Source organism: Pseudomonas sp. PS01303 (assembly GCF_029959385.1).
Lineage (GTDB): Bacteria > Pseudomonadota > Gammaproteobacteria > Pseudomonadales > Pseudomonadaceae > Aquipseudomonas > Aquipseudomonas rustica.
In genome coordinates this window covers 1-22,386 of sequence record NZ_JASCPK010000098.1, presented here as the reverse complement: position 1 = coordinate 22,386, position 22,386 = coordinate 1, and the positions used below count along the sequence as shown (strand labels likewise).

Genomic DNA, 22,386 nt, shown 5'->3' with positions numbered 1-22,386 from the left:
ATGTAGGAGCTGCCGAAGGCTGCGATCTTTTGATCTTGTTTTTTACAATCAACATCAAAAGATCGCAGCCTTCGGCAGCTCCTACAGGTGATTCCATATCTTTACAAAGGCTGTTTCACGCTTGAGACAGGCTCTGTAAAACAGTCGTTTGAGCGAACTAACCGCTTGTCTGACATTTCGATCGTCATACATACATTTTCCAGCGCTAAAGCTAGCATGCGCGCCGCCTTCCGATTGGTATACCAATTGACCAAAGAGTCAATAAATCAGGAATCCACTAAAACATTTACAAGCCTTGCAGAGAAATAAGTTGCGCGACGATTTTGCAATCAAACAGGTCGGTGGCCTGGAGTGTGTCTATCTGTCGATGACAGAACGCTTTGAACTCGACTGTTTTATCGGCCACTACATCAAGACCCGAAACCTGCGTGATGTCCCGAATATTGATCGCATCCTGCGCACCACCCTCGAAGGGTATCCCGGCCACCCGCCGGTGATGGTCAACGAGCTCAATGCCTGGATCGACCGAACCTTGGGCTATCGGGCCTCACACCCCGATTTCACGCAGTTGGAAGATCTGTAAAACCACGAAAAAGCCCCTTGAATCAAGGGGCTTTTTTTTGGATCAAAATTTGCGGTCAGGATCCGACAAGTCCCTGCCTTCATCGCGTTTCCACGTTTGTTCCTTGTGCTTCTCGCGTTCGATCTCTTCTTCGGTCGGTTCGTTTGTGTCATCTTCATCCTGTTGCGGATGTTCTTGCTCAGTCGCCATGCCCACCTCCTGTCACAAGTAAACGGTCATCCTTACAGCGTAGAACAGATTCGCTCAGGCAACTTACAACCACCAACGCAACAAAAAGAAGAACGCCATGCTTAACAACATGCTGAGCAACGTGTTGCGTGTGGCTAGAACAAGGCCAATAGCCACCAATGAACTAAGCAGGTAAGGATTGTCCCACTGCAGATTCAATTGTTTGTCCGGCATGAATACGATTGGCCCGCAGATCGCGGTGAGCATTCCCGGTACGGCAAAACCGAGAAACTGCCGCGCGTTGCTACTCAGGCGCACCGGCAAACGCGGCTCGAGAAACACGTAACGGTTGAGGAACACCAGAATCCCCATGCCGAAAATCACTGCCCAAACCATCATGTGCGCTCCCGATACAGCTTGTTGCAAATAAATCCTGCGGTCATTCCCGCCAGCCCCGACAACACCAGCGCCGAGCCCCACTGCCAATAACTGAACAGCACCGAACAAAACAGCGACACTGCCACGCACACCACCGTCGGTACGTTACGCACCACCGGTGTGATCAGGGCGATGAAAGTGGCGGCAATCGAGAAGTCCAGGCCCAAATGTTCAAGCCCCGGAATGCTGCTGCCGAGGACGATGCCGGCCAGCGTGAACAGATTCCAGGCGATATAGAACGTCAGGCCGACGCCCAACGCATACCAGCGATTGAACTGCTGGCGATCGTGTTGACTGGTCAAGGCAAACAGCTCATCGGTGAGCAAAAAACCCAGGCCGATCCGCCAGCGTCCCGGTAACGGCGAAATCACCGAACGCATGCTCATGCCGTAAAGCAAATGCTGTGAGGTCAGCAAAACCGTGGTCAGCAGAATCGAGAAAATCCCCGCGCCGCCCTTGAGCATGCCAATCGCCACCAGTTGCGCGGCACCGGCAAACACAATGCTCGACAAGCCCTGCCCTTGCAGCGGCGTGAGATTGGCTTCGATCGCCATGGAGCCGGCCAGCAGCCCCCAAGGCGCCGTTGCCAGTGATAACGGCATGATCGCCAAAGCGCCGCGAAGAAACGCACTGCGCGGTAAAAGTGAGTCAGACATAACGCCCTTCAACCAGAGAAACGGCCGAAGACTGTGCCAGCAAACGCTGCTTTTTGGCTTGAACAATCTTGCGCACTTGTGGGAAATCGGCCCGAGTCAGCCGTTCATCGGCCAACTGCTTGCAACGCCTCCATGCTAGCAACATGCTGGCGCTGGATTTTTCCGTTGAAGACTTTTCCGAGACCGTGCCCGCCATGACCGCCATCGACAGCGACGTGTACAAGACCCTGCTGGAATCGACCAAAGCCATCCCGTGGCGAATCGACTGGGCAACCATGACCTTCAGCTACATCGGCCCGCAGATCGAAACCCTGCTCGGCTGGCAGCAAAACAGTTGGGTCGGGGTCAACGACTGGGTCGAACGCATGCACCCGGACGATCGCGATTACGTGGTGGAATTCTGCGTCTCGCAGTCACGCGCCGGCGTCGATCACGAAGCCGATTACCGTGCGTTGACCAGCACCGGCGAATACGTGTGGATCCGCGATGTCGTGCACGTGGTGCGCAAGGACGGTGAAGTTGAGGCGCTGGTGGGGTTCATGTTCGACATCAGCGAGCGCAAGAAAACCGAAGAGCACCTGATACGCCTGCAGAAGCAACTGGAGGAATATTCGTTTCAGGACGGTCTCACCGGGATCGCCAATCGGCGCATGTTCGATACCGTGCTGGAACGCGAATGGGCCACCGCGCAACGCAGTGGCTTGCCGCTGTCGTTGCTGATCCTCGATATCGATTATTTCAAGCAGTACAACGACCATTACGGCCACATCAAGGGCGACGAATGCCTGCGTCAGGTCGCGAAGACGTTATCGCTGGCGGCCAATCGGCCACGGGACTTTATTGCGCGGATTGGCGGCGAAGAGTTTGTCTGGTTGCTGCCGGAAACCGATGCGGAGTCGGCACGACTGGTGGCGCACAAATGCCTGCACCTGATCCGCCAGCAACAGATCGCTCATGAGCATTCGGCGGTGTCGCCGCTGGTCACGTTGAGTCTCGGGGTTGGCACCACGCAAGTCGCCGTCGGTAGTGATCCGCTGCACTTCGTCGAACAGGTCGACAAGTTGCTGTATCAGGCCAAGCACAACGGGCGGATGCGCGCCGAGTTCGCTGATTTTCGCACTGACGTGTAAGCACCCGAGCGGCGTAAGATAGCGCCATTCGCAATCACGTCAGGGAGACGACATGCTGTACCGAATCGCAGCCGACGGGCTGGTGCTGTTTCATTTGTGCTTTATTTTGTTCGTGCTGTTTGGCGGATTGCTGGTGCTCAAGTGGCCACGTCTGATGTGGCTGCATCTGCCAGCGGCAGCCTGGGGCGTGGCGGTCGAGGTATTGCACCTGACCTGCCCGCTGACCTACTGGGAAAACCTGATGCGCCACGCCGCCGGGCAGACCGAATACGCCGGCGGTTTTATCGAGCATTACGTCTGGCCGATCATCTACCCGGCCGGGCTCACTCCACAGATTCAACTGGCGCTGGGCAGCGTGGTGCTGGCGGTCAATCTGCTGGTCTACGGTCGCCTGTTCCGCGCATGGAAACTGCGCAGCAAGCACGCGCTTTAACGCGACGCTTGCCTCAGGTTTTCCAGCCAGGCCGGATCCAGACGCGTCTGCTCGGTATCGATTCCCAGCGTCTGCATCCGCTCTTTATGCGTTTCGACTTCCCGCCACAGTTGCCCATGATCGCTGGAGTTGCCGTCCAATTCATGCATCTGCGTCAGCCCCAGATGATAGAAGCGCAACACTTTCATCGCCGTCGGATCGTTCTTCTCCACCGCCGCTGTCACTTGATGCATCACATTGGTGATGCTCATCAGGCTGCGCTTGAGCCGCCAGCTATACACCGCTGGGGCCATCCAGCTCTGATTCCAGAAGCGCCCGCGCAGCAGGGCCGCCGTCAGCAGAAATGCCAGAAACACCCCGCCGACGTTAAACCGCAGGTTATCGCCGCCGGGCTCACCGAACAGCGCGACTGCCACGCTGGAAAACAACATCGCCAGCACCAGGAACAGCACGGCAATGATGATCGTGCTGCGCCGGGTCTGCTGGCGAAAGGTAGCGGCGTCCATCGGCTGAATCTCGAACATCACAAATGACTTCCTTGAGCGACAAAAGGGGCAAACAAAAAAACTCGCCGGCGCATTATCGCCTCCACGAGGGATTTAGCTATGCTGGGGCTCCTTTTCATCTTTTCAGCGTCCAACGGGGACATGGCGGTACAGCGCAGATCGTGCCATCTTCATTCATGGATACACACTATTCGGATGCCATCGCCTAGTCTTGAGATGACATCGTTTTAAGGATCATTGCATGACCCAACGACACGTAATCAATGCCTCGGTCAGCCCGAAAGGCAGCCTGGAAACCCTTTCTCAACGTGAAGTTCAGCAACTGAGCGAAGCCGGATCCGGCAGCACCTATACCCTCTTCCGCCAGTGCGCCCTGGCCATCCTCAACACCGGCGCCCATGTTGATAACGCCAAGACCATCCTCGAAGCCTACAAGGACTTCGAAATCCGCATTCACCAACAGGATCGCGGTGTGCGCCTGGAGCTGCTGAACGCTCCGGCCGACGCCTTCGTCGACGGCGAGATGATCGCCAGCACCCGTGAAATGCTGTTCAGCGCCCTGCGCGACATTGTCTACACCGAAAACGAACTCGACAGCCAGCGCATCGACCTGACCACCTCGCAAGGTATCAGCGACTACGTCTTCCACTTGCTGCGCAACGCGCGCACCCTGCGCCCGGGCGTCGAACCGAAAATCGTCGTGTGCTGGGGCGGCCACTCGATCAACACCGAAGAATACAAATACACCAAGAAAGTCGGCCACGAACTGGGCCTGCGCAGCCTCGATATCTGCACCGGTTGCGGCCCTGGCGTGATGAAAGGCCCGATGAAAGGCGCAACCATCGCCCACGCCAAACAGCGTATTCATGGTGGCCGCTACCTCGGCTTGACCGAGCCCGGCATCATCGCTGCCGAAGCGCCAAATCCGATCGTTAACGAACTGGTGATCCTGCCGGACATCGAAAAACGTCTGGAAGCATTCGTCCGTGTTGGCCACGGCATCATCATCTTCCCGGGCGGCGCTGGTACGGCGGAAGAATTCCTCTACCTGCTCGGCATTCTGATGCACCCGGACAACCAAGGCTTGCCGTTCCCGGTGATCCTCACCGGGCCGAAACACGCCGCACCGTATCTGGAGCAGCTCGACGCGTTCGTTATCGCAACCCTCGGCGAAGCGGCCAAGCAGCACTACGAAATCATCATCGACGACCCGGCTGAAGTGGCGCGGCAGATGACTCAGGGCCTGAAAGCAGTGAAGCAGTTCCGTCGCGAGCGCAACGACGCGTTCCACTTCAACTGGCTGCTGAAGATCGACGAGGGCTTCCAGCGTCCGTTCGATCCGACCCACGAAAACATGGCGAATCTGAAACTGCACCGCGACCAGCCACCGCATGAACTGGCGGCGAACCTGCGTCGGGCGTTTTCGGGGATTGTGGCGGGGAACGTCAAGGACAAGGGCATTCGTTTGATCGAAGAACACGGGCCATATCAGATCCGTGGTGACGCGGCGATCATGCAACCGCTCGACGCGCTGCTCAAAGCCTTCGTCGCCCAGCACCGGATGAAACTGCCGGGCGGCGCGGCGTATGTGCCGTGTTACCGCGTGGTGGCATAACCCTCCTCAAGCTACCCACAAAACCTGTGGGAGCTGGCTTGCCAGCGATGACGGTCTTCCGATCAACAGCGATGTTGAATCGAATGACGCCTTCGCGAGCAAGCTCGGCTCCTACATTTTGAAATGCACTCCGACCGTAGGAGCAAAGCTTGCTCGCGAAGAGGCCGGTGAAAACACTATTACTCCATCTCAGCCCACCAACTGCCCCGCCAACGCCTTCGCCTGCAACGCCACATCCGTCACCGCCGTACTCTCCCACCACATCCCTCGCAACGGCGGGCCCATCGCAAACAGTCGACTGCCCACGCGACCTTCGGCATCGACAACCGCACCGTCCACCGCCGCCGCAATCCCCAACGCCAACGGCCCTGGTTGCACCAATCCACGCGCGAGCAATTGCTTTGGCAACGGACGCGCCACGCGCCGCCAGTCGTACTCGATGCCACTGGAGTTGATCAACGCTGCACCGTGAACCACAGAGGTTTCAGCCTCGCCACGACGTCGGATGCGAATATTCACGCCACCCTCCGTTGTCGGCTCTAGCCCTTTAAACGATGCAGCCCGAATACGCAGCCGCCCTTCACCGTGCAACCGCGCCAGCAATTCAGCACTCAAGGGCGGCGAACGATGATGATGGCTTTCCCACCATGGCCGCACATGCCGTACGAATTGTCGCCGCTGCACGTCAGTCGCCTGACTCCACAACCGTCCGATATGTGCCCGAACCGTATCGAGGGGAGCCTGCCAGTCGATGCCTTGCGCGACCGCCTCACGACAATGGCGGCGCAACTCGCGCAGCAACTGCCGTGGTGTTCGAATGCTGTGATCCTCGGCGATAAAATCCACCCACGGTGGCGGTTGCCGGCGTACGTGCGGCAGCAAGCCATGGCGAGAAAACACTTCGATCGGCCCGCGATGCCCGGCCTGCTCCAGCGAAACCACCGCATCGACCATGGTCAGGCCGGAGCCAATGATCAGCACGGTGGATTGCGGATCGAGTTGGCGCATGGCCGCGACGTCCCACGGATCCAGCGCAGCGGCGTTGAGGCCACTGGATTCGGTCTGCGGCGTGCGCGCGGCGGGAAACATGCCGGTGGCGATGACTGCGAATGAACCTTGCAGGTTCTGTCCATCGCTCAAAGTGATCTGCACGCAATCTTCGCGCACCTGCAGATCAACAGCTTCTGAGCGTGCATGCTCGACGATCGAACCATATCGAGCGCCGACCGCCCGGGCTTCGGCCAGACGTTGCTGCACGTAGACGCCGAATAATCCGCGCGGCGGGAACAGCTCGCTGGTTGGCACATGCTGCTCGGCAGACTCAGGCCAACCGCCCGCCGCGATGTGCTCGGTCAGCCATTGTGTGAGGTCGTCAGGGTTGTCTGGATCAACGCTCATTCGTGCAGCGTTGCCGTTGAGCGTGTGGCCCAATTCGACCGCGCTGTAGGCCTCACCCCGACCGAGTTCGGCGCGGGGTTCGATGATCAGGATTTTTCGCTGGCCCGGTTGCCGCAGTAGTTGCACAGCCAGCATCGTACCGCTGAGGCCACCGCCGATGATCAGGATGTCTGCATGCGCGGAGTTTACAGTCGTCTGCCCGCTTACGTTTTCTGCCATATCTGCCTGCCCGATTAAAAGCGACGCCACACTTCCTGACAAAGCCAAAGAAGCGTCGAGCCGGTGCGAAAAGCATCTCGCCGGGCAAGCAGGTTAATGGGAAATCAGGCATTCAGAAAGCGAGCATCTCCAAGAGACTCAGACCGGCCAATCTCCCACTGTATACCGACAGGTCGCAGAACGCGCTTCGGACTTATCCGGTTTTTTTACAGTGTAATGAGCAGTCACTAGAGCGCCAGGTCGAGGAATCAGACTCGACTTGGAAAGCTCGATACTGATGCCATTCTCCACTTGCTCTCTCGTGACTTCTGGAATGTATGTCCCAAATCCGCCAACTCCTTCGACATCCATCGAGAGGGATACGTAGTCGCCTACCTGAATACCCTTTGAAGGAGCAATTTCAAGCGTAGAAAGCTTCAGGAAATCGTATCTAACACATTCTTTTTCAGCGTCCACAATGGAAGGTGCAAGCAGATTTTTGTTAAACGATTGAAAGGTCGTTTTACCTTCAGTTGACATGGTGTCGCCCCTGTTCTGGTGTCTCGTATGTCGAACGCCTGCGAGATCAGTCCCGCGTGGCTTCGACGTGTTCAGCACTTTCCCTACAAGCTGCAACCTAAATCGGGGGCTGGAACACGTCTACTGTCAGAACTAACAGGTAAGGAGCATTTCCAGACTAACGGTACCCGCCGTCAAATCACCACATTGCGCACAAACCGCGCCGGCACATCCCCGTCATTGCGATAGGTATGCGGCTGATTACTCGCAAACATAAAAAACTCCCCGGTACCAATATGCTGCGGTACGTCGCCGAGCATCAGCGTCAGGCACCCTTCGAACACATAAATCTGCTCACTCCAGCCTTCGGCATCCGGTTGCGACGGATACACCTCGCCCGGCGCCAGGCACCATTCCCACTGCTCGACTTCACGGGTGGCGGTGGCTTTCGACAGCAGCACGGCTTTACTGCCCGGCAGCGTTCCGGCCCACGCCAGTTCGTTGATGCGGCTCGGATCGCGAGCATCCGGCGCTTGAATCAGATCGCTGAACGCCACTTCCAGCGCGGCGGCGACGCGGTCGAGGGTGGTCAGGCTGACGTTCTTTTCCCCGGCCTCGATCGCTACCAGCATCCGTCGACTGACTCCGGATTTCTCGGCCAGCGCCGTCTGGCTCATGTCGGCAGCGTGACGCAGACGTCTCACGTTCTGGCTGACGTGTTGAAGGACGGACGTTCTTGGGGCGGAATCTTTGGGCACTATATTGCTCACTCGGTGAGGTTGGGCAGTATACTGCGCAACGTTGGGCGCATTGTGCGTCCTGCCTTTTATAGTGCGCAAGGTTATGACGTCGTTGAACAGCTCCCCCACTTCCCTCCGTTTCTCCAGATTCAGCAAAGCCGAGTGCGTGCTGGTACTGATTACCATGATCTGGGGCGGCACCTTTTTGCTCGTGCAGCACGCAATGACGGTCAGCGGCCCGATGTTCTTCGTCGGCCTGCGATTTGCCGCAGCGGCGTGCATCGTTGCGTTGTTCTCGTGGCGGCATCTGCGCGACTTGACCCTGTTTGAACTCAAGGCCGGCGCCTTTATTGGTGTGGCGATCATGCTCGGTTACGGCCTGCAAACGGTTGGCTTGCAAACGATCCCGAGCAGCCAGTCGGCGTTCATCACCGCGCTCTATGTGCCATTCGTGCCGTTACTGCAATGGCTGGTGCTGGGACGGCGGCCGGGGTTGATGCCGAGCATTGGCATCATGCTGGCGTTTACTGGTTTGATGTTGTTGTCGGGGCCGGCGGGGGCTTCGCTGAATTTCAGTCCGGGTGAAATTGCCACGCTGATCAGCGCCATCGCGATTGCCGCCGAGATTATTTTGATCAGCACTTACGCCGGGCAGGTGGATGTGCGCCGGGTGACGGTGGTGCAACTGGCGACGACGTCGGTGTTGTCGTTCCTGCTGGTGGTGCCCACGGGCGAATTGATTCCGGACTTTTCCTGGACGTTGCTGGTGACCGCGTTGGGTCTGGGCGCTGCGAGTGCGGCAATTCAGGTGGCGATGAACTGGGCACAGAAGAGCGTTTCGCCGACGCGGGCGACCTTGATCTATGCCGGTGAGCCGGTGTGGGCCGGGATTGTCGGGCGGATTGCTGGCGAGCGGTTGCCGGCGATTGCGTTGGTCGGGGCTGGATTGATTGTCGTGGCGGTGATTGTCAGTGAGTTGAAGAGCAAGGGTAAAGTCGCTGCTGAAGAGGATGATCGCGAATTGGAGCGTGAAAACGGTCTCTGAGAGCAAGGTCAAAAGATCGCAGCCTTCGGCAGCTCCTACATTGAAATGATCCCCCGTAGGAGCTGCCGAAGGCTGCGATCTTTTAACCCCCTGTGATTCCCTCGAAACAATGCTAAACCGAAATATTCAGACTACTTTGTAGGATTCTGAGACATCCTGGCGTTTGGTGATCGGGGAGCTGGCACGTATGATGCTTCACAAACTTCCGCAGATTAGAAGCCTATGTCCCTGATAGTTCTACTGCTTCTGCCATTCATTGGCAGCTGTCTGGCAGCGGTGCTGCCACACAACGCGCGTAACACCGAATCCCTGTTGGCAGGTCTGGTCTCTCTGATCGGTACCGTCCAGGTCGCGATGCTGTACCCGCAAATCGCCCACGGCGGCGTCATCCGCGAAGAATTCATGTGGCTGCCCAGCCTCGGTCTGAACTTCGTTCTGCGCATGGACGGCTTCGCTTGGCTGTTCTCGATGCTGGTGCTCGGCATCGGCACACTTGTTTCTTTATATGCCCGTTATTACATGTCGCCGGATGACCCGGTGCCGCGTTTCTTCGCGTTTTTCCTGGCGTTCATGGGCGCCATGCTTGGCCTGGTGATCTCGGGCAACCTGATCCAGATCGTATTTTTCTGGGAGCTGACCAGCCTCTTCTCGTTCCTGCTGATCGGCTATTGGCACCACCGCGCCGACGCCCGACGTGGCGCCTACATGGCGTTGATGGTCACCGGTGCCGGCGGGTTATGCCTGCTGGCGGGGGTCATGATTCTCGGCCATGTCGTTGGCAGCTATGACCTCGACAAGGTCCTGGCCGCCGGCGATCTGATTCGCGCACACGCCCTCTACCCTATCCTCCTGCCCCTCATCCTTATCGGCGCACTCAGCAAAAGTGCGCAGTTCCCGTTCCACTTCTGGCTGCCCCACGCGATGGCGGCGCCGACCCCGGTTTCTGCTTATCTGCACTCGGCGACCATGGTCAAGGCCGGGGTCTTCCTGCTGGCGCGCCTGTGGCCGTCGCTGTCCGGCAGCGAAGAATGGTTCTACATCGTCAGCGGCGCCGGTGCCTGTACGCTGCTGCTCGGCGCGTATTGCGCGATGTTCCAGAACGATCTCAAGGGCTTGCTGGCCTACTCGACCATCAGCCACCTCGGTCTCATTACCTTGCTGCTGGGCTTGAACAGTCCGCTGGCCGCCGTCGCGGCGGTGTTCCACACTCTCAACCACGCCACGTTCAAGGCCTCGCTGTTCATGGCCGCGGGCATCATCGACCACGAAAGTGGCACCCGTGACATCCGCAAACTCAGCGGCCTGATCAAACTGATTCCCTACACCGCGACCCTGGCTATGGTTGCCAGCGCCTCGATGGCGGGCGTGCCGTTGCTCAACGGCTTCCTGTCGAAAGAGATGTTCTTCGCCGAAACCGTGTTCATCAACGCCACGGCCTGGGTAGAAATGTCGTTGCCGATTGTCGCGACCATCGCCGGCATGTTCAGCGTCGCTTACTCACTGCGCTTCACCGTTGATGTGTTCTTCGGCCCGCCGGCCACCGACCTGCCGCACACCCCGCACGAACCGCCGCGCTGGATGCGCGCGCCGGTTGAGTTGCTGGTGTTCACTTGCCTGCTGGTGGGGATTTTCCCGGCGCAAATCGTCGGCCCGCTCCTTGCCGCTGCGGCGCTGCCCGTGGTCGGTGGTGTGCTGCCGGAATACAGCCTGGCGATCTGGCATGGTCTGAATGCGCCGATGATCATGAGCCTGATCGCCATGTCCGGCGGCATCGTTCTGTACCTGCTCCTGCGCAAGCAGTTCAAACTTGGCCGCTTCAAGTACCCGCCACTGGTGGGACGCTTCAACGGCAAGCGCCTGTTCGAACGCAGCCTGGTGGTGATGATGCGCATGGCCCGTCGCGTCGAGCGACGTTTGGGCACCAAGCGTCTGCAAATGCAATTGTTCCTGATGGTGCTGGCCGCGGTGCTCGCCGGTCTGATCCCGATGCTGCACAGCACGCTGAGCTGGGGCGACCGGCCGAAGATCCCCGGCTCGATCGTCTTCGTGACCCTGTGGCTGCTGGCGATCGCCTGTGCCCTCGGTGCCGCTTGGCAGGCCAAATATCACCGTCTCGCCGCACTGACCATGGTCAGCGTTTGCGGGCTGATGACCTGTGTGACCTTCGTCTGGTTCTCCGCGCCGGATCTGGCGCTGACGCAACTGGCTGTTGAAGTGGTCACCACGGTGCTGATCCTGCTCGGCCTGCGCTGGCTGCCACGACGGATCGAAGAGGTTTCGCCGTTGCCGAGCACCCTGCGCAAGGCCCGCATTCGTCGTCTGCGCGACTTGTTGCTATCGATTGCCGTCGGCGGCGGCATGGCGCTGTTGTCTTACGCGATGCTGACGCGGCAGACGCCGAACGACATTTCCTCGTTCTACCTCAGCCGCGCCATGCCCGAGGGCGGCGGCAGCAACGTGGTCAACGTGATGCTGGTGGATTTCCGTGGTTTCGACACCCTCGGTGAAATCACCGTGCTGGTCGCCGTGGCGCTGACCGTGTTCGCCCTGCTGCGCCGTTTCCGTCCACCGAAAGAAAGCATGCAGTTGCCGGCTCAGCAACGCCTGCTGGCACCCGACGTGGTCACCGATCTGGTCAACCCGCGTTCGGCCAGCGACACCGCGCTCGGTTTCATGATGGTGCCGGCGGTGCTGGTACGCCTGCTGCTGCCGATTGCGCTGGTGGTGTCGTTCTACCTGTTCATGCGCGGGCACAATCAGCCGGGCGGCGGTTTTGTCGCCGGTCTGGTGATGTCGGTGGCGTTCATCCTGCAATACATGGTCGCCGGCACGCAGTGGGTCGAGGCGCAAATGAGCCTGCGACCGTTGCGCTGGATGGGCACCGGATTGCTGTTCGCCACCGTCACCGGTTTGGGGGCGATGCTGGTCGGCTATCCGTTCCTGACCACGCACACCTGGCATTTCAGCTTGCCGGTGCTGGGTGACATCCATATCGCCAGCGCGCTGTTCTTCGACGTCGGCGTATACGGCGTAGTAGTGGGTTCAACGCTGTTGATCCTCACCGCCCTCGCCCACCAATCGGTGCGGGGTCACAAGACCGCATCGTTGCCCAAATCCGTCGCCAGCAAAGGAGCCGTCTGATGGAAGAAGTCATCGCAATCGCCATCGGCGTCCTCGCCGCGTCCGGCGTCTGGTTGATCCTGCGGCCACGGACGTTTCAGGTGGTCATGGGCCTGTGCCTGCTGTCCTACGGCGTCAACCTGTTCATCTTCAGCATGGGCAGCCTGTTTATCGGCAAGGAGCCGGTGATCAAGGACGGCGTGACTCAGGACTTGCTGCACTACACCGACCCGCTGCCACAGGCGCTGGTGCTGACCGCAATCGTTATCAGCTTTGCCATGACCGCGCTGTTCCTCGTCGTTCTGCTCGCTTCGCGCGGCTTGACCGGCACCGACCACGTTGATGGCCGGGAGCCTAAAGAATGATGGCGATGACTCACCTGATCGCCGCACCGATTCTGCTGCCGCTGCTGACCGCCGCCATCATGTTGATGCTCGGCGAACGGCACCGGCCGCTGAAGGCGAAAATCAACCTGTTCTCCAGCCTCGTCGGTCTGTTCATTTCGGTGATGCTGCTGCAATGGACGCAAACCACCGGCGTGCCCGGCTCCATCGGCGTGTACCTGCCGGGCAACTGGCAGGCACCGTTCGGCATTGTCCTGGTGGTCGATCGACTGTCGGCGCTGATGCTGGTGCTGACCGGGATTATCGGCGTCAGCGCCCTGCTCTTCGCGATGGCGCGATGGGACGGCGCCGGTTCGAGCTTCCACGCGCTGTTCCAGATTCAATTGATGGGCCTGTACGGCGCCTTCCTCACGGCGGATCTGTTCAACCTGTTCGTGTTCTTCGAAGTCTTGCTCGCCGCGTCTTATGGCCTGTTGCTGCACGGCTCGGGTCGGGCGCGGGTGTCGTCGGGGCTGCATTACATCTCTATCAACCTGTTGGCCTCGTCGCTGTTCCTGATTGGCGCGGCGCTGATTTACGGCGTCACCGGCACGCTGAACATGGCGGATCTGGCGCTGAAAATTCCGCTGGTGCCGGAAGCCGACCGTGGCTTGCTGCATGCGGGCGCGGGCATTCTCGCTGTCGCGTTTCTGGCCAAGGCCGGCATGTGGCCGCTGAACTTCTGGCTGGTGCCGGCCTATTCCTCGGCCAGTGCGCCGGTCGCGGCGATGTTCGCGATCATGACCAAGGTCGGCGTTTATACCCTGCTGCGTCTGTGGACGCTGCTGTTCTCCGGGCAGGCCGGTGCTTCGGCGTACTTCGGCGGCGAATGGCTGATCTACGGCGGCATGGTGACCATCGCCTGCGCCGCGCTGGCGATTGTCGCGGCGCAACGTCTGGAGCGCATGGCCAGCCTGAGCATTCTGGTGTCGGCCGGGATTCTGCTGTCAGCGGTCGGATTCGCTCAGCCGAACCTGATCGGTGCGGCGCTGTTCTATCTGGTCAGCTCGACGCTGGCCTTGAGCGCACTGTTCATGCTGGCAGAGTTGATCGAACGTTCGCGCTCGGCCAACGAAATCCCGCTGGAAGACGAAAGCGACATGCTGCCGCGCCCGCAAGAATCCTTGCAACCGCCCAAAGGCATCAACCTCGACGACGAGCAAAAAGCTGTGGTCGGCCAGGTCATCCCGTGGACGATGGCGTTTCTCGGTTTGAGCTTCATCGCCTGCGCGCTGCTGATCATCGGCATGCCGCCGCTGTCCGGATTCATCGGCAAACTCAACCTGATCAGCGCCCTGCTCAATCCATTGGGACTGGGTGCCGGGGAGCCGATTTCGATGGCCGCATGGGCATTGCTGGCATTGCTGATTCTTTCTGGGCTGGGCTCGTTGATGGCGTTCTCGCGCTTGGGTATTCAGCGTTTCTGGACGCCTGAGGAACGACCTTCGCCGCTGCTGCGCAAACTCGAATGCGCGCCGATTTTCCTGCTGCTGGGTTTGAGCATCGTCCTCACCTTTAAGGCTGAGCCGCTGATGCGTTTCACCCAGGCCACCGCCGATGCGCTGAACAATCCGCAGCAGTACGTGATGGCGGTGCTGGGCACCCGCGCCGTACCAAGTCCGGAAGCCAAAGCGGCGATGCTGGAGGTGCAGCCATGAAGCGCATTTTCCCTGCACCGTTGCTGTCGCTGGCGCTGTGGCTGCTGTGGTTGGTGCTGAACCTGTCGGTCAGCCCCGGCAATCTGCTGATCGGTGCGATCCTCGGTTTTTGCGCGCCGTTGATGATGCGCAAACTGCGCCCAAAGCAGGTGCGCATTCGTCGGCCGCTGACAATTCTGCGCCTGCTATTGGTGGTAGGACGCGACGTGGTGGCTTCCAACCTGATCGTGGCCTGGGGCGTACTCAATGCCGGGCGCCGCCCACCTCGCTCCGGGTTTATCAAAGTGCCGCTGGATCTGCGCGACGCCAACGGTCTGGCTGCGCTCGCGGCAATCTGCACCGTGGTGCCCGGCACGGTGTGGTCGGAACTGGCGCTGGATCGCAGCATTTTGTTGCTGCACGTTTGGGATCTGGACGATGAGGCGCACTTCATCGAGCACTTCAAAACCACGTACGAGCGGCCGTTGATGGAGATCTTCGAATGAGCCCATTACTGTCGAACGCGATTTTGCTGACGCTGTTCCTGTTTTCGCTGGCCATGGTGCTGACTCTGATTCGCCTGTTCAAAGGCCCCTCGGCGCAGGATCGGGTACTGGCGCTGGATTACCTGTACATCGTCGCGATGCTGATGATGCTGACGCTGGGCATTCGCTATTCCAGTGACACGTATTTCGAAGCGGCGCTGCTGATCGCGCTGTTTGGGTTCGTCGGCTCGTTTGCCCTGGCGAAATTCCTGCTGCGTGGCGAGGTGATCGAATGAATGCTGAATTGTCTCTGTGGGTCGAGATTCCGGTGGCGATCCTGTTGGTGCTCAGCGGTGTGTTTGCGCTAATTGGTGCGACCGGATTGCTGCGGATGAAGGATTATTTTCAGCGCATGCACCCGCCGGCACTGGCTTCGACGTTGGGCGCATGGTGTGTGGCGCTGGCGTCGATCATTTGCTTCTCGGCGCTGAAATCGGGCCCGGTGGTGCACGCGTGGTTGATTCCGATTTTGCTGGCGATCACGGTGCCGGTGACCACGTTGCTGCTGGCGCGGGCGGCGTTGTTTCGCAAGCGTATGGCGGGGGATGATGTGCCAGCTGAGGTGAGTAGTCGGCGGACTGAGGGTGGTAGTTGATTCAGGATTTTGGTTGCCTGTGCTGGCGCCTTCGCGAGCAAGCTTTGCTCCTACAGGGGCATGCATTCCGATGTAGGAGCAGAGCTTGCTCGCGAAGGCGTCGGGACATCCAACACAAATCTCAGAGCCCTGACTTCAACCGGCTAAACGCCCGAATCAACGCCCGGTTAAACGCCTTGCCATTGTCATTCTTGCTATACAACGTAGCCCGCACTTCAGCCGAGGGATACGTCCCCGGATCATTGCGAATCGATGCATCCACCAAACCATCCGCCGCTGTGATCGCATTGGCGTAATGGATGGTGTCAGTAATTGGCGCCATCACCTCAGGTGTCATCAGATAATCCATCAACGCCAGCCCGGCTTCGGGATGCGGTGCATCCTTGGGAATGACCATCGCGTCAAACCAGATCAAGGTGCCTTCTTTCGGAATCCGGTAACTAAGCTTGAACGGCTTGTTCGCCGCCTCCGCTTGCCCAGCGGCAATCGCCACGTTGCCGTTCCACGACATCGCCACGCAAGTGTTGCCGTTGGCGAGATCGCTGATGTTCAGGTCATTGTCGAAGTAGCGAATATACGGACGAATCTTCGCCAGTTGCTGCTCGGCGAGTTTCAGGTCATCTAGGTTCTGCCGGTTGATGTCCAGGCCCATGTATTTCATGACTGCCGCAAACACTTCATTCGGATCATTGAGCAGGCTCACCCCGCAGTCGGCGAATTTCGACACCACCGCCGGATCGAACAGCATCGCCCAACTGTCCTTTGGCGCATCGGGCAAACGCTTTTTGACCGCCTCTTCCTGATAACCCATGCCCGTGGTGCCCCACGCGTAAATCCCCGCGTAACGATTGCCCGGATCGAACACCGCCATGTGCTGACGGAACTCTTCCCCGACGCCGGCAAAGTGCGGCACCCGCGCCTTGTCCAGCGGCTGGATCGCACCGCTTTCGATGGCCCGCGACAGATGCTGCCCAGCGGTGAGCACCAAGTCGTAGCCACTGCGACCGGTGAGCAGTTTGGTTTCGACGGTTTCCAGCGAATCGAAATGATCGGCAACCACATGGATGCCGGTTTTCGCCTCGAAATTCTTTAAGGTGTCCGGGGCCAGGTACTCGCCCCAGATGTATAGGTTAACCACCGGTTTGGCGGTGTCGGCAGCCTGCACACACAAGGGTGCAAGCACCAGCAATAACGCTTGAGTCAGTTTGTGCAGGCGCATGGTCACGCTCCCTTGTTGTGGTCAGGGGTGCCGGCGTATTGCGGCATGGTGATGCACGCCACGTTGCCGCCGCCAAGCAGAATTTCCCGGGAGTTTTCGATGCCGACAATCTTGTGCTGCGGGAACAGTTCGGCCAGCGTCGCCATCGCGACTTTGTCCTGACGATCACCAAACAGCGGCACTACGATCGAGCTGTTGCCGGCGTAATAGTTGATGTACGACGCGCAGATTTTCGTGCCGGCCTGACGGGTGTGGGTGCTGTCCTGCTGATCCAGTCCTTCGGCTTCTTCGGCGGTCCATTCGAGCACGTCCGGTTGCGGCAGTTTGTGCACGATCAGTTCACGGCCACGGCTGTCGCGGGTGCTGCGCAGAATGTCGTAGGCCTCTTGATAGATTTCCCACTGCGGATCGTCGCGATTGTCGGTCCATTGCAGCACCACTTCACCGGGGCGGACGAAGCAGGCGAGATCGTCGACGTGGCCGTCGGTTTCATCGAACTTGCAGCCGCGGGGCAGCCAGATCACTTGTTCGGCGCCGAGGTAATCGGTAAGTCGGCGGGTGACTTCGTCTTTGCCCAGATGCTGATTGCGATTACGGTTGAGCAAGCATTGTTCGGTGGTGAGGATGCTGCCCTGACCGTCGCTCTGGATGCCGCCGAGTTCAGCAATCAGTGGCGCGCGATAGCGGTCGAAGCGCTCGATTTCGAGGATTTTGCTGGCGATCTGATCGTCTTTGTCCCACGGGTAGTAGAGGCCGCCGTCGAGCCCGCCGTAAGCGTTGAATTCGAAATCGACGCCGCGCACTTCGCCACTCTGATCATTGACCACAAAGCACGGGCCGCTGTCGCGGAACCAGGTGTCGTTGCAGGTCATCTCGACCACGCGCACTTGCGGCGGCAACTGGCGACGGGCCGTGGCGAATTGTGCAGCCGAGGCGCAAACGGTGACCGGTTCGCTGTGGGAGATGGCGGTAACGATCTGCACCCAGACTTTCTGCGCAGGCTTGGCGCCGTTGCGCCAGACGTCAGTGCGCTCCGGCCAGCCGAGCCAGCAGCCGGACTTGCTTTCGAATTCGCCGGGCAGGCGGAAGCCGTCGTGTTTAGGGGTGGAGTCGAGCAAACGTACCATGGTCAAACCTCGTCTTCGCGATGGGAATGACCACACGGTACGGGCGTTGGCGGAGGGCCCGCCAACGATGAATATTGCGGAACAGTTGAATTCAACTCATCAATCAGCGAGCTGATCGTTGAACCATTCAAGCATCTGCGCCACCGCCGGACGCTCCATGCGCACCCGTTCGCAGACCAGCGCGTATTGGCCGAGCGCAGTCATGCTCGAGGTAAATGGCCGCACCAGCCGCCCGCTCTGCAGATCTTCCTGAGCGGTGAGGTTATCGCCCATCGCCACGCCCTGCCCTTGCGCTGCGGCTTCCAGCGCCAGACCCGCGTGAGCGAAATACAACTGACGTTGCGGACGCTGATCGCCGGCATGACTGGTGAGCCACGCCGTCCAGGTCTTGCCGTCCTGATCATCGTGCAGCAAACAGTGGCGGGCCAGATCCTTGGGCGTCTTCAGCGTGCCTTGGTTGAACAGGCCGGGGCTGCACACCGGGAAGAATTGCAGCGCCGGCAACGGTCGAACGAAGTAAGCGCTGCTGTCGACCGGGCCGGTGCCGTAGGTGATGGCCAGGTCGATGTCTTCGCCCGGGCCGCTGGCGTCGATCGGTTGTTCGTAGAGGTGCAACGTGATGTGCGGGTAGCGCGCGTAGAAATCGGTGAGGCGGCTCATCAGCCACTTTTGCGCAAGTTCGGCGGTCACGGCCAGGCGCAGCACGGCCAGCGAGGATGGATCGCGCAACTCATCGCAGGCGTCGCCGATCAGTTCGAAGGCTTGCTGCAGGCTTTGCATCAGGCGGCCAGCAGCGATGGTCGGGCGGATTTGCCGACCTTCGCGGATGAACAGAGAGACGCCGAGTTGTTCTTCGAGCTGGCGGATCTGGTGGCTGACGGCGCTGTCGGTGACGCACAGTTCGGCGGCGGCGCGGCCGAAGTGCGCGTGACGAGCGGCGCATTCGAAGGTTCGCAGGGCGGCCAGTGAGGGGAGTCGTCGCATGGGTTGTTGATCCCTGTTTTTAGGCGGACATGCTGACCGGCCGGACTGCGCCAGTCCAGTAGGAGCTGCCGCAGGCTGCGATCTTTTGGTCTTGTTTGACCAACCAAAGTCAAAAGATCGCAGCCTTCGGCAGCTCCTACAGGGGCATGCATTTCAAATTGTGGGAGCGGGCTTGCGCGCGAAGGCGGCGGCACATTCACCACAACTCTTCTAGGCTAACCCGAACCATCCCAGCCAACCGGAGGCCCCCATCATGCACCTCGAAGGCTCCTGCCACTGCGGCGCGGTCACGTTCAGCCTGACCAGCGCCCACCCCTATCCGTATCAACGCTGCTACTGCTCGATCTGCCGCAAAACCCAGGGCGGCGGCGGTTACGCGATCAACCTTGGCGGCGACGCGACCACGCTCAAGGTGCAGGGTCGCAAGAACATCACGATTTACCACGCAAAGATGAAAGACCCAGGCGAAAAACGCGCCCACCGCAGCACCGCGGAACGGCATTTCTGCGCAGTGTGCGGCAGCGGTTTGTGGCTGTTCAGCCCGGAATGGCCGGAGCTGATCCACCCGTTCGCCTCGGCCATCGACACCGCGTTGCCGGTACCGCCGGAACACACGCACTTGATGCTCGGCTCGAAGGCGCCGTGGGTCGAAGTCGACGCCAAAGCCAAGGACAAGCAGTTCGACGTCTACCCCGAAGAATCCATTGCGCAGTGGCATGAACGCCTCAACCTGACCTGCTGAAACCACCGATCCCTGATCCATCCACATCTTCCTGTGGTGAGGGGATTTATCCCCGACCGGCTGCGCAGCAGTCGTAAAACCTGAGTACACGGTTCTTCAGAAGTACCGAGGGCGCAGGTTTGGGTGGTGCTGTGCACCACATCGGGGATAAATCCCCTCGCCACAGGGAACGCAGTGCCCATAAGTTTTTCGGTGTACGCAGTTCCCCTTTGCCGTTCTCGTTCGGTTAACCCCTCAGAAGCACTTCAACTACCGATCGATTCGATGCAAAGGGATCTCCATGTCGCACGTCCGTTTTCGTTTTGCCTTGTGCCCGTTGGCGCTGGCCCTGCTGAGCCTTCACGCGCACGCCGCTGAAACTGTCGCTAAAACCGATGAAGCCCTGCAACTGGGCGCCACCAATATTTCCGCGCAAGGCCTCGGTGCGGTCACCGAAGACACCCATTCCTACACCACCGGCGCGACGTCCTCGGCCACCGGCTTGCCGCTGTCGATTCGCGAAACACCGCAATCGGTCACGGTCATCACCCGCCAGCAAATGGACGATCGCGGCGTGCAAAGCGTCGGCGACGCACTGCGCAACACCCCCGGCATTTCCACGCAAAAGTACGACAGCGACCGCACTGAGTTTTCCGCGCGCGGCTTCGCTATCACTAACTTCCAGTACGACGGCGTGAACATTCCGTACGACGGCGTGTACGGCGAAAATCCGAACAACGGTGACGACGCCGCGAGCATTGATCGCGTCGAAGTGATCAAAGGCGCGACCGGCCTCATGACCGGTAACGGCGATCCATCGGCCACGGTCAATCTGATCCGCAAGAAGCCGACCAAGGAATTCAAAGCGTCAATTAGCGGCACCGTCGGTTCGTGGGATGCCTATCGCACCGTCGGCGATATCTCCGGGTCACTGACCGATTCGGGCAACGTGCGCGGGCGTTTTGTCGGTGCCTATTCGGACAAGAATTCCTACCTCGATCACTACAGCCAGAAGAAAGACCTGTTCTACGGCGTCCTCGAAGCCGACCTGAGCGACGACACCCTGCTGACCTTCGGCATCGACAAATCCAGCACCACGCCGCGCGGCAGTTCCTGGACTGGCAACCCGGTGTACTTCAGCGATGGCGGCCGCACCGAATTCCCGCGTCATTTCAACTCCGGTGCTGACTGGAGCCGCCGCGATTTCGACAACATCACCTACTTCGCCTCGCTGGAGCAGGCGCTGGCGAATGACTGGAAATTCAAGGTCAGCCTCGACCAGAAAACTACCGATCACGATACGCAACTCGCCTCGGCCAGCGGTGGCAATCCGGATCGCGCCACCGGTGAAGGCATGTTCTTGTATTGGGGCCGCTGGGAAGGTCATCGCGTGCAGAACACCGCCGACGTCAACGTCTCCGGCCCGTTCACCTTGGGCGGTCGCGAGCATGAGCTGATTGCCGGCGTGATGACCGCGCACTCGCGCCAGACCGGTTCGACCTACGACACCAGCGCCTTCTCGCAAGTACCGGGGAGCATTTACGACTGGAACGGTGAACTGCCGAAACAGCAATTCCCGAAGAACGGTAAATACGAGCGCACCCAAAGCCAGAACGGTGTGTACCTGGCCACGCGCCTGCACCCGACTGATGATCTGTCGGTGATCCTCGGCAGCCGCTTGAGCACCTTCAAATACAACGAAGATTACGGCTACATCCCCGGCGCCGGGCTGGACGATACCCACGCCAGCTACAAGGAACACGGCGTGGTCACGCCTTACGCCGGGCTGGTCTACGACCTCAACGACACCTACTCGCTGTACGCCAGTTACACCAGCATCTACCAGCCGCAGACCTACAAGGACATCAACGGTTCGACCCTTGCCCCGGTCGAAGGCGACAGCTATGAGGCAGGCTTGAAAGCGGCGTATTTCGACGGTCGATTGAATGCCGCGCTGGCGTTTTTCCGCATCGAACAGGACGGCGTCGCCGAATCGATTGGCACCAACCCGGTGACCAACGAAGGCATCTACAAATCCATCGACGGCGCGACCACCCAAGGCGTGGAACTGGAACTGGCCGGCGAACTGGCCGAGGGCTGGAACGTCTCCGCTGGCTATACCTACGCGCGCACCCGCGATGCCGATGAGCAGCGCATCTATGGTTATCCACTGTCGACCACCAAACCGGAACATGTGGTGCGCACTTTCACCACCTATCGACTGCCCGGCGTGCTGGACAAGGTCACCGTTGGCGGCGGCGTGAGCTGGCAGAGCGCGTTCTACGGCAACATCTACAGCGCCCCGGCCGGCGATTACACGCGGATCAAGCAAGGTGGCTACACCCTCGTCGACCTGATGACGCGCTATCAGTACAACGAAAACCTGAGCTTCACCGTGAATGCCAACAACGTGTTCGACAAACAGTACCTGACGGGGCTGGGCAACTTCGACACCACGTTCTACGGCGAGCCACGCAATGTGATGCTGACGACGAAGTGGGATTTTTGATCCAAGGCTGGATTGGTTTTTTCAGGGCTGGCCTCATCGCGAGCAGGCTCACTCCTACAGGGTTTGGTGGTGCCTACAATATTTGGACAGGACAGATAACCCATGTAGGAGTGAGCC

The 22,386-nt window shown here is 59.6% G+C and carries 23 protein-coding genes; 13 read left to right on the top strand and 10 right to left on the bottom strand.

Annotation, left to right across the window (positions count from 1 at the left end; genetic code table 11):
- The first annotated feature begins 310 nt into the window (after nt 1-310).
- Complete coding sequence (locus QMX93_RS21905; protein WP_053121300.1) at nt 311-583, top strand: hypothetical protein; 273 nt, start codon at nt 311-313, stop codon at nt 581-583.
- A gap of 42 nt (nt 584-625) precedes the next feature.
- On the opposite strand, the gene QMX93_RS21900 is transcribed toward QMX93_RS21905, so the two are convergent.
- The 3 genes from QMX93_RS21900 to QMX93_RS21890 form a co-directional block, all read right to left on the bottom strand.
- Nucleotides 626-772: a hypothetical protein gene (locus QMX93_RS21900; protein WP_282357940.1), complete on the bottom strand. Its 147-nt coding sequence runs from the start codon at nt 770-772 to the stop codon at nt 626-628.
- A 63-nt stretch (nt 773-835) separates the two neighbouring features.
- Nucleotides 836-1,147, bottom strand: coding sequence for an AzlD domain-containing protein (locus QMX93_RS21895; protein WP_172680124.1), 312 nt, complete (start codon nt 1,145-1,147; stop codon nt 836-838).
- On the bottom strand, nt 1,147-1,845 hold the full coding sequence (locus tag QMX93_RS21890; protein WP_282357939.1) for an AzlC family ABC transporter permease: 699 nt from the start codon (nt 1,843-1,845) through the stop codon (nt 1,147-1,149). Before QMX93_RS21890 ends, QMX93_RS21895 begins: the two co-directional genes overlap by 1 nt.
- Before the next feature lie 194 nt (nt 1,846-2,039).
- Here QMX93_RS21890 and QMX93_RS21885 point away from each other — a divergent pair, with 194 nt between their 5' ends.
- Both QMX93_RS21885 and QMX93_RS21880 read left to right on the top strand, forming a co-directional pair.
- A complete protein-coding gene (locus QMX93_RS21885; RefSeq protein WP_159814148.1) occupies nt 2,040-2,975 on the top strand; it encodes a sensor domain-containing diguanylate cyclase in 936 nt (311 codons plus the stop codon).
- A 52-nt stretch (nt 2,976-3,027) separates the two neighbouring features.
- Complete coding sequence (locus QMX93_RS21880; RefSeq protein WP_282357938.1) at nt 3,028-3,408, top strand: DUF2784 domain-containing protein; 381 nt, start codon at nt 3,028-3,030, stop codon at nt 3,406-3,408.
- Here the strand turns inward: QMX93_RS21880 and QMX93_RS21875 are convergent.
- Nucleotides 3,405-3,932 (bottom strand): DUF3087 family protein, encoded by a 528-nt coding sequence (locus tag QMX93_RS21875; RefSeq protein ID WP_282357937.1) that lies wholly within the window; start codon nt 3,930-3,932, stop codon nt 3,405-3,407. The genes QMX93_RS21880 and QMX93_RS21875 overlap by 4 nt on opposite strands.
- 223 nt (nt 3,933-4,155) lie before the next feature.
- Here QMX93_RS21875 and ppnN point away from each other — a divergent pair, with 223 nt between their 5' ends.
- Nucleotides 4,156-5,529, top strand: a complete 1,374-nt coding sequence (gene ppnN / locus QMX93_RS21870) for a nucleotide 5'-monophosphate nucleosidase PpnN (protein ID WP_053121310.1) — start codon at nt 4,156-4,158, stop codon at nt 5,527-5,529.
- A gap of 189 nt (nt 5,530-5,718) precedes the next feature.
- Here ppnN and QMX93_RS21865 read toward each other — a convergent pair whose 3' ends face one another.
- The 3 genes from QMX93_RS21865 to QMX93_RS21855 form a co-directional block, all read right to left on the bottom strand.
- Entirely contained in the window at nt 5,719-7,146 is a 1,428-nt protein-coding gene (locus QMX93_RS21865; RefSeq protein ID WP_282357936.1) for an FAD/NAD(P)-binding protein, read from the bottom strand.
- Nucleotides 7,147-7,284: 138 nt separating this feature from the next.
- Nucleotides 7,285-7,665, bottom strand: a complete 381-nt coding sequence (locus tag QMX93_RS21860; RefSeq protein ID WP_282357935.1) for a hypothetical protein — start codon at nt 7,663-7,665, stop codon at nt 7,285-7,287.
- 173 nt (nt 7,666-7,838) lie between these two features.
- The gene (locus QMX93_RS21855) at nt 7,839-8,402 is read right to left on the bottom strand and encodes an XRE family transcriptional regulator (protein ID WP_159814118.1); all 564 of its coding nucleotides are present in this window, start codon (nt 8,400-8,402) and stop codon (nt 7,839-7,841) included.
- 85 nt (nt 8,403-8,487) lie between these two features.
- Here QMX93_RS21855 and QMX93_RS21850 point away from each other — a divergent pair, with 85 nt between their 5' ends.
- From QMX93_RS21850 to QMX93_RS21820, 7 genes are all read left to right on the top strand, one after another.
- Entirely contained in the window at nt 8,488-9,429 is a 942-nt protein-coding gene (locus QMX93_RS21850; protein WP_349016461.1) for a DMT family transporter, read from the top strand.
- Between the two features lie 222 nt (nt 9,430-9,651).
- On the top strand, nt 9,652-12,570 hold the full coding sequence (locus QMX93_RS21845) for a monovalent cation/H+ antiporter subunit A (protein ID WP_282357933.1): 2,919 nt from the start codon (nt 9,652-9,654) through the stop codon (nt 12,568-12,570).
- Nucleotides 12,570-12,914 carry a Na+/H+ antiporter subunit C gene (locus QMX93_RS21840; protein ID WP_007910763.1) on the top strand — a complete coding sequence of 115 codons (345 nt, stop codon included), beginning with the start codon at nt 12,570-12,572 and terminating at the stop codon, nt 12,912-12,914. The genes QMX93_RS21845 and QMX93_RS21840 overlap by 1 nt, the downstream gene beginning before the upstream one ends.
- A complete protein-coding gene (locus QMX93_RS21835) occupies nt 12,911-14,590 on the top strand; it encodes a monovalent cation/H+ antiporter subunit D (RefSeq protein WP_053121321.1) in 1,680 nt (559 codons plus the stop codon). The genes QMX93_RS21840 and QMX93_RS21835 overlap by 4 nt, the downstream gene beginning before the upstream one ends.
- On the top strand, nt 14,587-15,075 hold the full coding sequence (locus tag QMX93_RS21830; RefSeq protein WP_053121323.1) for a Na+/H+ antiporter subunit E: 489 nt from the start codon (nt 14,587-14,589) through the stop codon (nt 15,073-15,075). The genes QMX93_RS21835 and QMX93_RS21830 overlap by 4 nt, the downstream gene beginning before the upstream one ends.
- A complete protein-coding gene (locus QMX93_RS21825) occupies nt 15,072-15,350 on the top strand; it encodes a K+/H+ antiporter subunit F (protein WP_003225959.1) in 279 nt (92 codons plus the stop codon). Before QMX93_RS21830 ends, QMX93_RS21825 begins: the two co-directional genes overlap by 4 nt.
- Complete coding sequence (locus tag QMX93_RS21820) at nt 15,347-15,709, top strand: Na+/H+ antiporter subunit G (protein ID WP_282357931.1); 363 nt, start codon at nt 15,347-15,349, stop codon at nt 15,707-15,709. Before QMX93_RS21825 ends, QMX93_RS21820 begins: the two co-directional genes overlap by 4 nt.
- Before the next feature lie 121 nt (nt 15,710-15,830).
- Here the strand turns inward: QMX93_RS21820 and QMX93_RS21815 are convergent, their stop codons facing one another.
- The 3 genes from QMX93_RS21815 to QMX93_RS21805 all read right to left on the bottom strand — a co-directional run bounded on the left by QMX93_RS21815 (nt 15,831) and on the right by QMX93_RS21805 (nt 19,039).
- Nucleotides 15,831-16,928, bottom strand: a complete 1,098-nt coding sequence (locus tag QMX93_RS21815) for an extracellular solute-binding protein (protein ID WP_282357929.1) — start codon at nt 16,926-16,928, stop codon at nt 15,831-15,833.
- A gap of 2 nt (nt 16,929-16,930) precedes the next feature.
- On the bottom strand, nt 16,931-18,055 hold the full coding sequence (aguA, locus tag QMX93_RS21810; protein ID WP_282357928.1) for an agmatine deiminase: 1,125 nt from the start codon (nt 18,053-18,055) through the stop codon (nt 16,931-16,933).
- 99 nt (nt 18,056-18,154) lie between these two features.
- Nucleotides 18,155-19,039, bottom strand: a complete 885-nt coding sequence (locus QMX93_RS21805) for a LysR substrate-binding domain-containing protein (RefSeq protein ID WP_159814128.1) — start codon at nt 19,037-19,039, stop codon at nt 18,155-18,157.
- Between the two features lie 253 nt (nt 19,040-19,292).
- Between QMX93_RS21805 and QMX93_RS21800 the strand changes: the two genes are divergently transcribed.
- Both QMX93_RS21800 and QMX93_RS21795 read left to right on the top strand, forming a co-directional pair.
- Nucleotides 19,293-19,781, top strand: a complete 489-nt coding sequence (locus QMX93_RS21800) for a GFA family protein (protein WP_282357926.1) — start codon at nt 19,293-19,295, stop codon at nt 19,779-19,781.
- 280 nt (nt 19,782-20,061) lie between these two features.
- Nucleotides 20,062-22,269: a TonB-dependent siderophore receptor gene (locus QMX93_RS21795; RefSeq protein ID WP_282357925.1), complete on the top strand. Its 2,208-nt coding sequence runs from the start codon at nt 20,062-20,064 to the stop codon at nt 22,267-22,269.
- Nucleotides 22,270-22,386: the final 117 nt, after the last annotated feature.

Excerpts from the sequence above, each read along its gene's own strand:
- QMX93_RS21885 (WP_159814148.1), top strand. The coding sequence starts at position 2,040 with ATGACCGCCATCGACAGCGACGTGTACAAGACCCTGCTGGAATCGACC.
- QMX93_RS21845 (WP_282357933.1), top strand. The coding sequence starts at position 9,652 with ATGTCCCTGATAGTTCTACTGCTTCTGCCATTCATTGGCAGCTGTCTG.
- QMX93_RS21850 (WP_349016461.1), top strand. The coding sequence starts at position 8,488 with ATGACGTCGTTGAACAGCTCCCCCACTTCCCTCCGTTTCTCCAGATTC.
- QMX93_RS21835 (WP_053121321.1), top strand. The coding sequence starts at position 12,911 with ATGATGGCGATGACTCACCTGATCGCCGCACCGATTCTGCTGCCGCTG.
- QMX93_RS21805 (WP_159814128.1), bottom strand. The coding sequence starts at position 19,039 with ATGCGACGACTCCCCTCACTGGCCGCCCTGCGAACCTTCGAATGCGCC.
- QMX93_RS21865 (WP_282357936.1), bottom strand. The coding sequence starts at position 7,146 with ATGGCAGAAAACGTAAGCGGGCAGACGACTGTAAACTCCGCGCATGCA.
- QMX93_RS21900 (WP_282357940.1), bottom strand. The coding sequence starts at position 772 with ATGGCGACTGAGCAAGAACATCCGCAACAGGATGAAGATGACACAAAC.
- QMX93_RS21840 (WP_007910763.1), top strand. The coding sequence starts at position 12,570 with ATGGAAGAAGTCATCGCAATCGCCATCGGCGTCCTCGCCGCGTCCGGC.
- QMX93_RS21820 (WP_282357931.1), top strand. The coding sequence starts at position 15,347 with ATGAATGCTGAATTGTCTCTGTGGGTCGAGATTCCGGTGGCGATCCTG.
- QMX93_RS21860 (WP_282357935.1), bottom strand. The coding sequence starts at position 7,665 with ATGTCAACTGAAGGTAAAACGACCTTTCAATCGTTTAACAAAAATCTG.
- QMX93_RS21825 (WP_003225959.1), top strand. The coding sequence starts at position 15,072 with ATGAGCCCATTACTGTCGAACGCGATTTTGCTGACGCTGTTCCTGTTT.
- QMX93_RS21895 (WP_172680124.1), bottom strand. The coding sequence starts at position 1,147 with ATGGTTTGGGCAGTGATTTTCGGCATGGGGATTCTGGTGTTCCTCAAC.
- aguA (WP_282357928.1), bottom strand. The coding sequence starts at position 18,055 with ATGGTACGTTTGCTCGACTCCACCCCTAAACACGACGGCTTCCGCCTG.
- QMX93_RS21890 (WP_282357939.1), bottom strand. The coding sequence starts at position 1,845 with ATGTCTGACTCACTTTTACCGCGCAGTGCGTTTCTTCGCGGCGCTTTG.
- QMX93_RS21815 (WP_282357929.1), bottom strand. The coding sequence starts at position 16,928 with ATGCGCCTGCACAAACTGACTCAAGCGTTATTGCTGGTGCTTGCACCC.
- QMX93_RS21800 (WP_282357926.1), top strand. The coding sequence starts at position 19,293 with ATGCACCTCGAAGGCTCCTGCCACTGCGGCGCGGTCACGTTCAGCCTG.
- QMX93_RS21795 (WP_282357925.1), top strand. The coding sequence starts at position 20,062 with ATGTCGCACGTCCGTTTTCGTTTTGCCTTGTGCCCGTTGGCGCTGGCC.
- QMX93_RS21830 (WP_053121323.1), top strand. The coding sequence starts at position 14,587 with ATGAAGCGCATTTTCCCTGCACCGTTGCTGTCGCTGGCGCTGTGGCTG.
- QMX93_RS21875 (WP_282357937.1), bottom strand. The coding sequence starts at position 3,932 with ATGTTCGAGATTCAGCCGATGGACGCCGCTACCTTTCGCCAGCAGACC.
- ppnN (WP_053121310.1), top strand. The coding sequence starts at position 4,156 with ATGACCCAACGACACGTAATCAATGCCTCGGTCAGCCCGAAAGGCAGC.
- QMX93_RS21880 (WP_282357938.1), top strand. The coding sequence starts at position 3,028 with ATGCTGTACCGAATCGCAGCCGACGGGCTGGTGCTGTTTCATTTGTGC.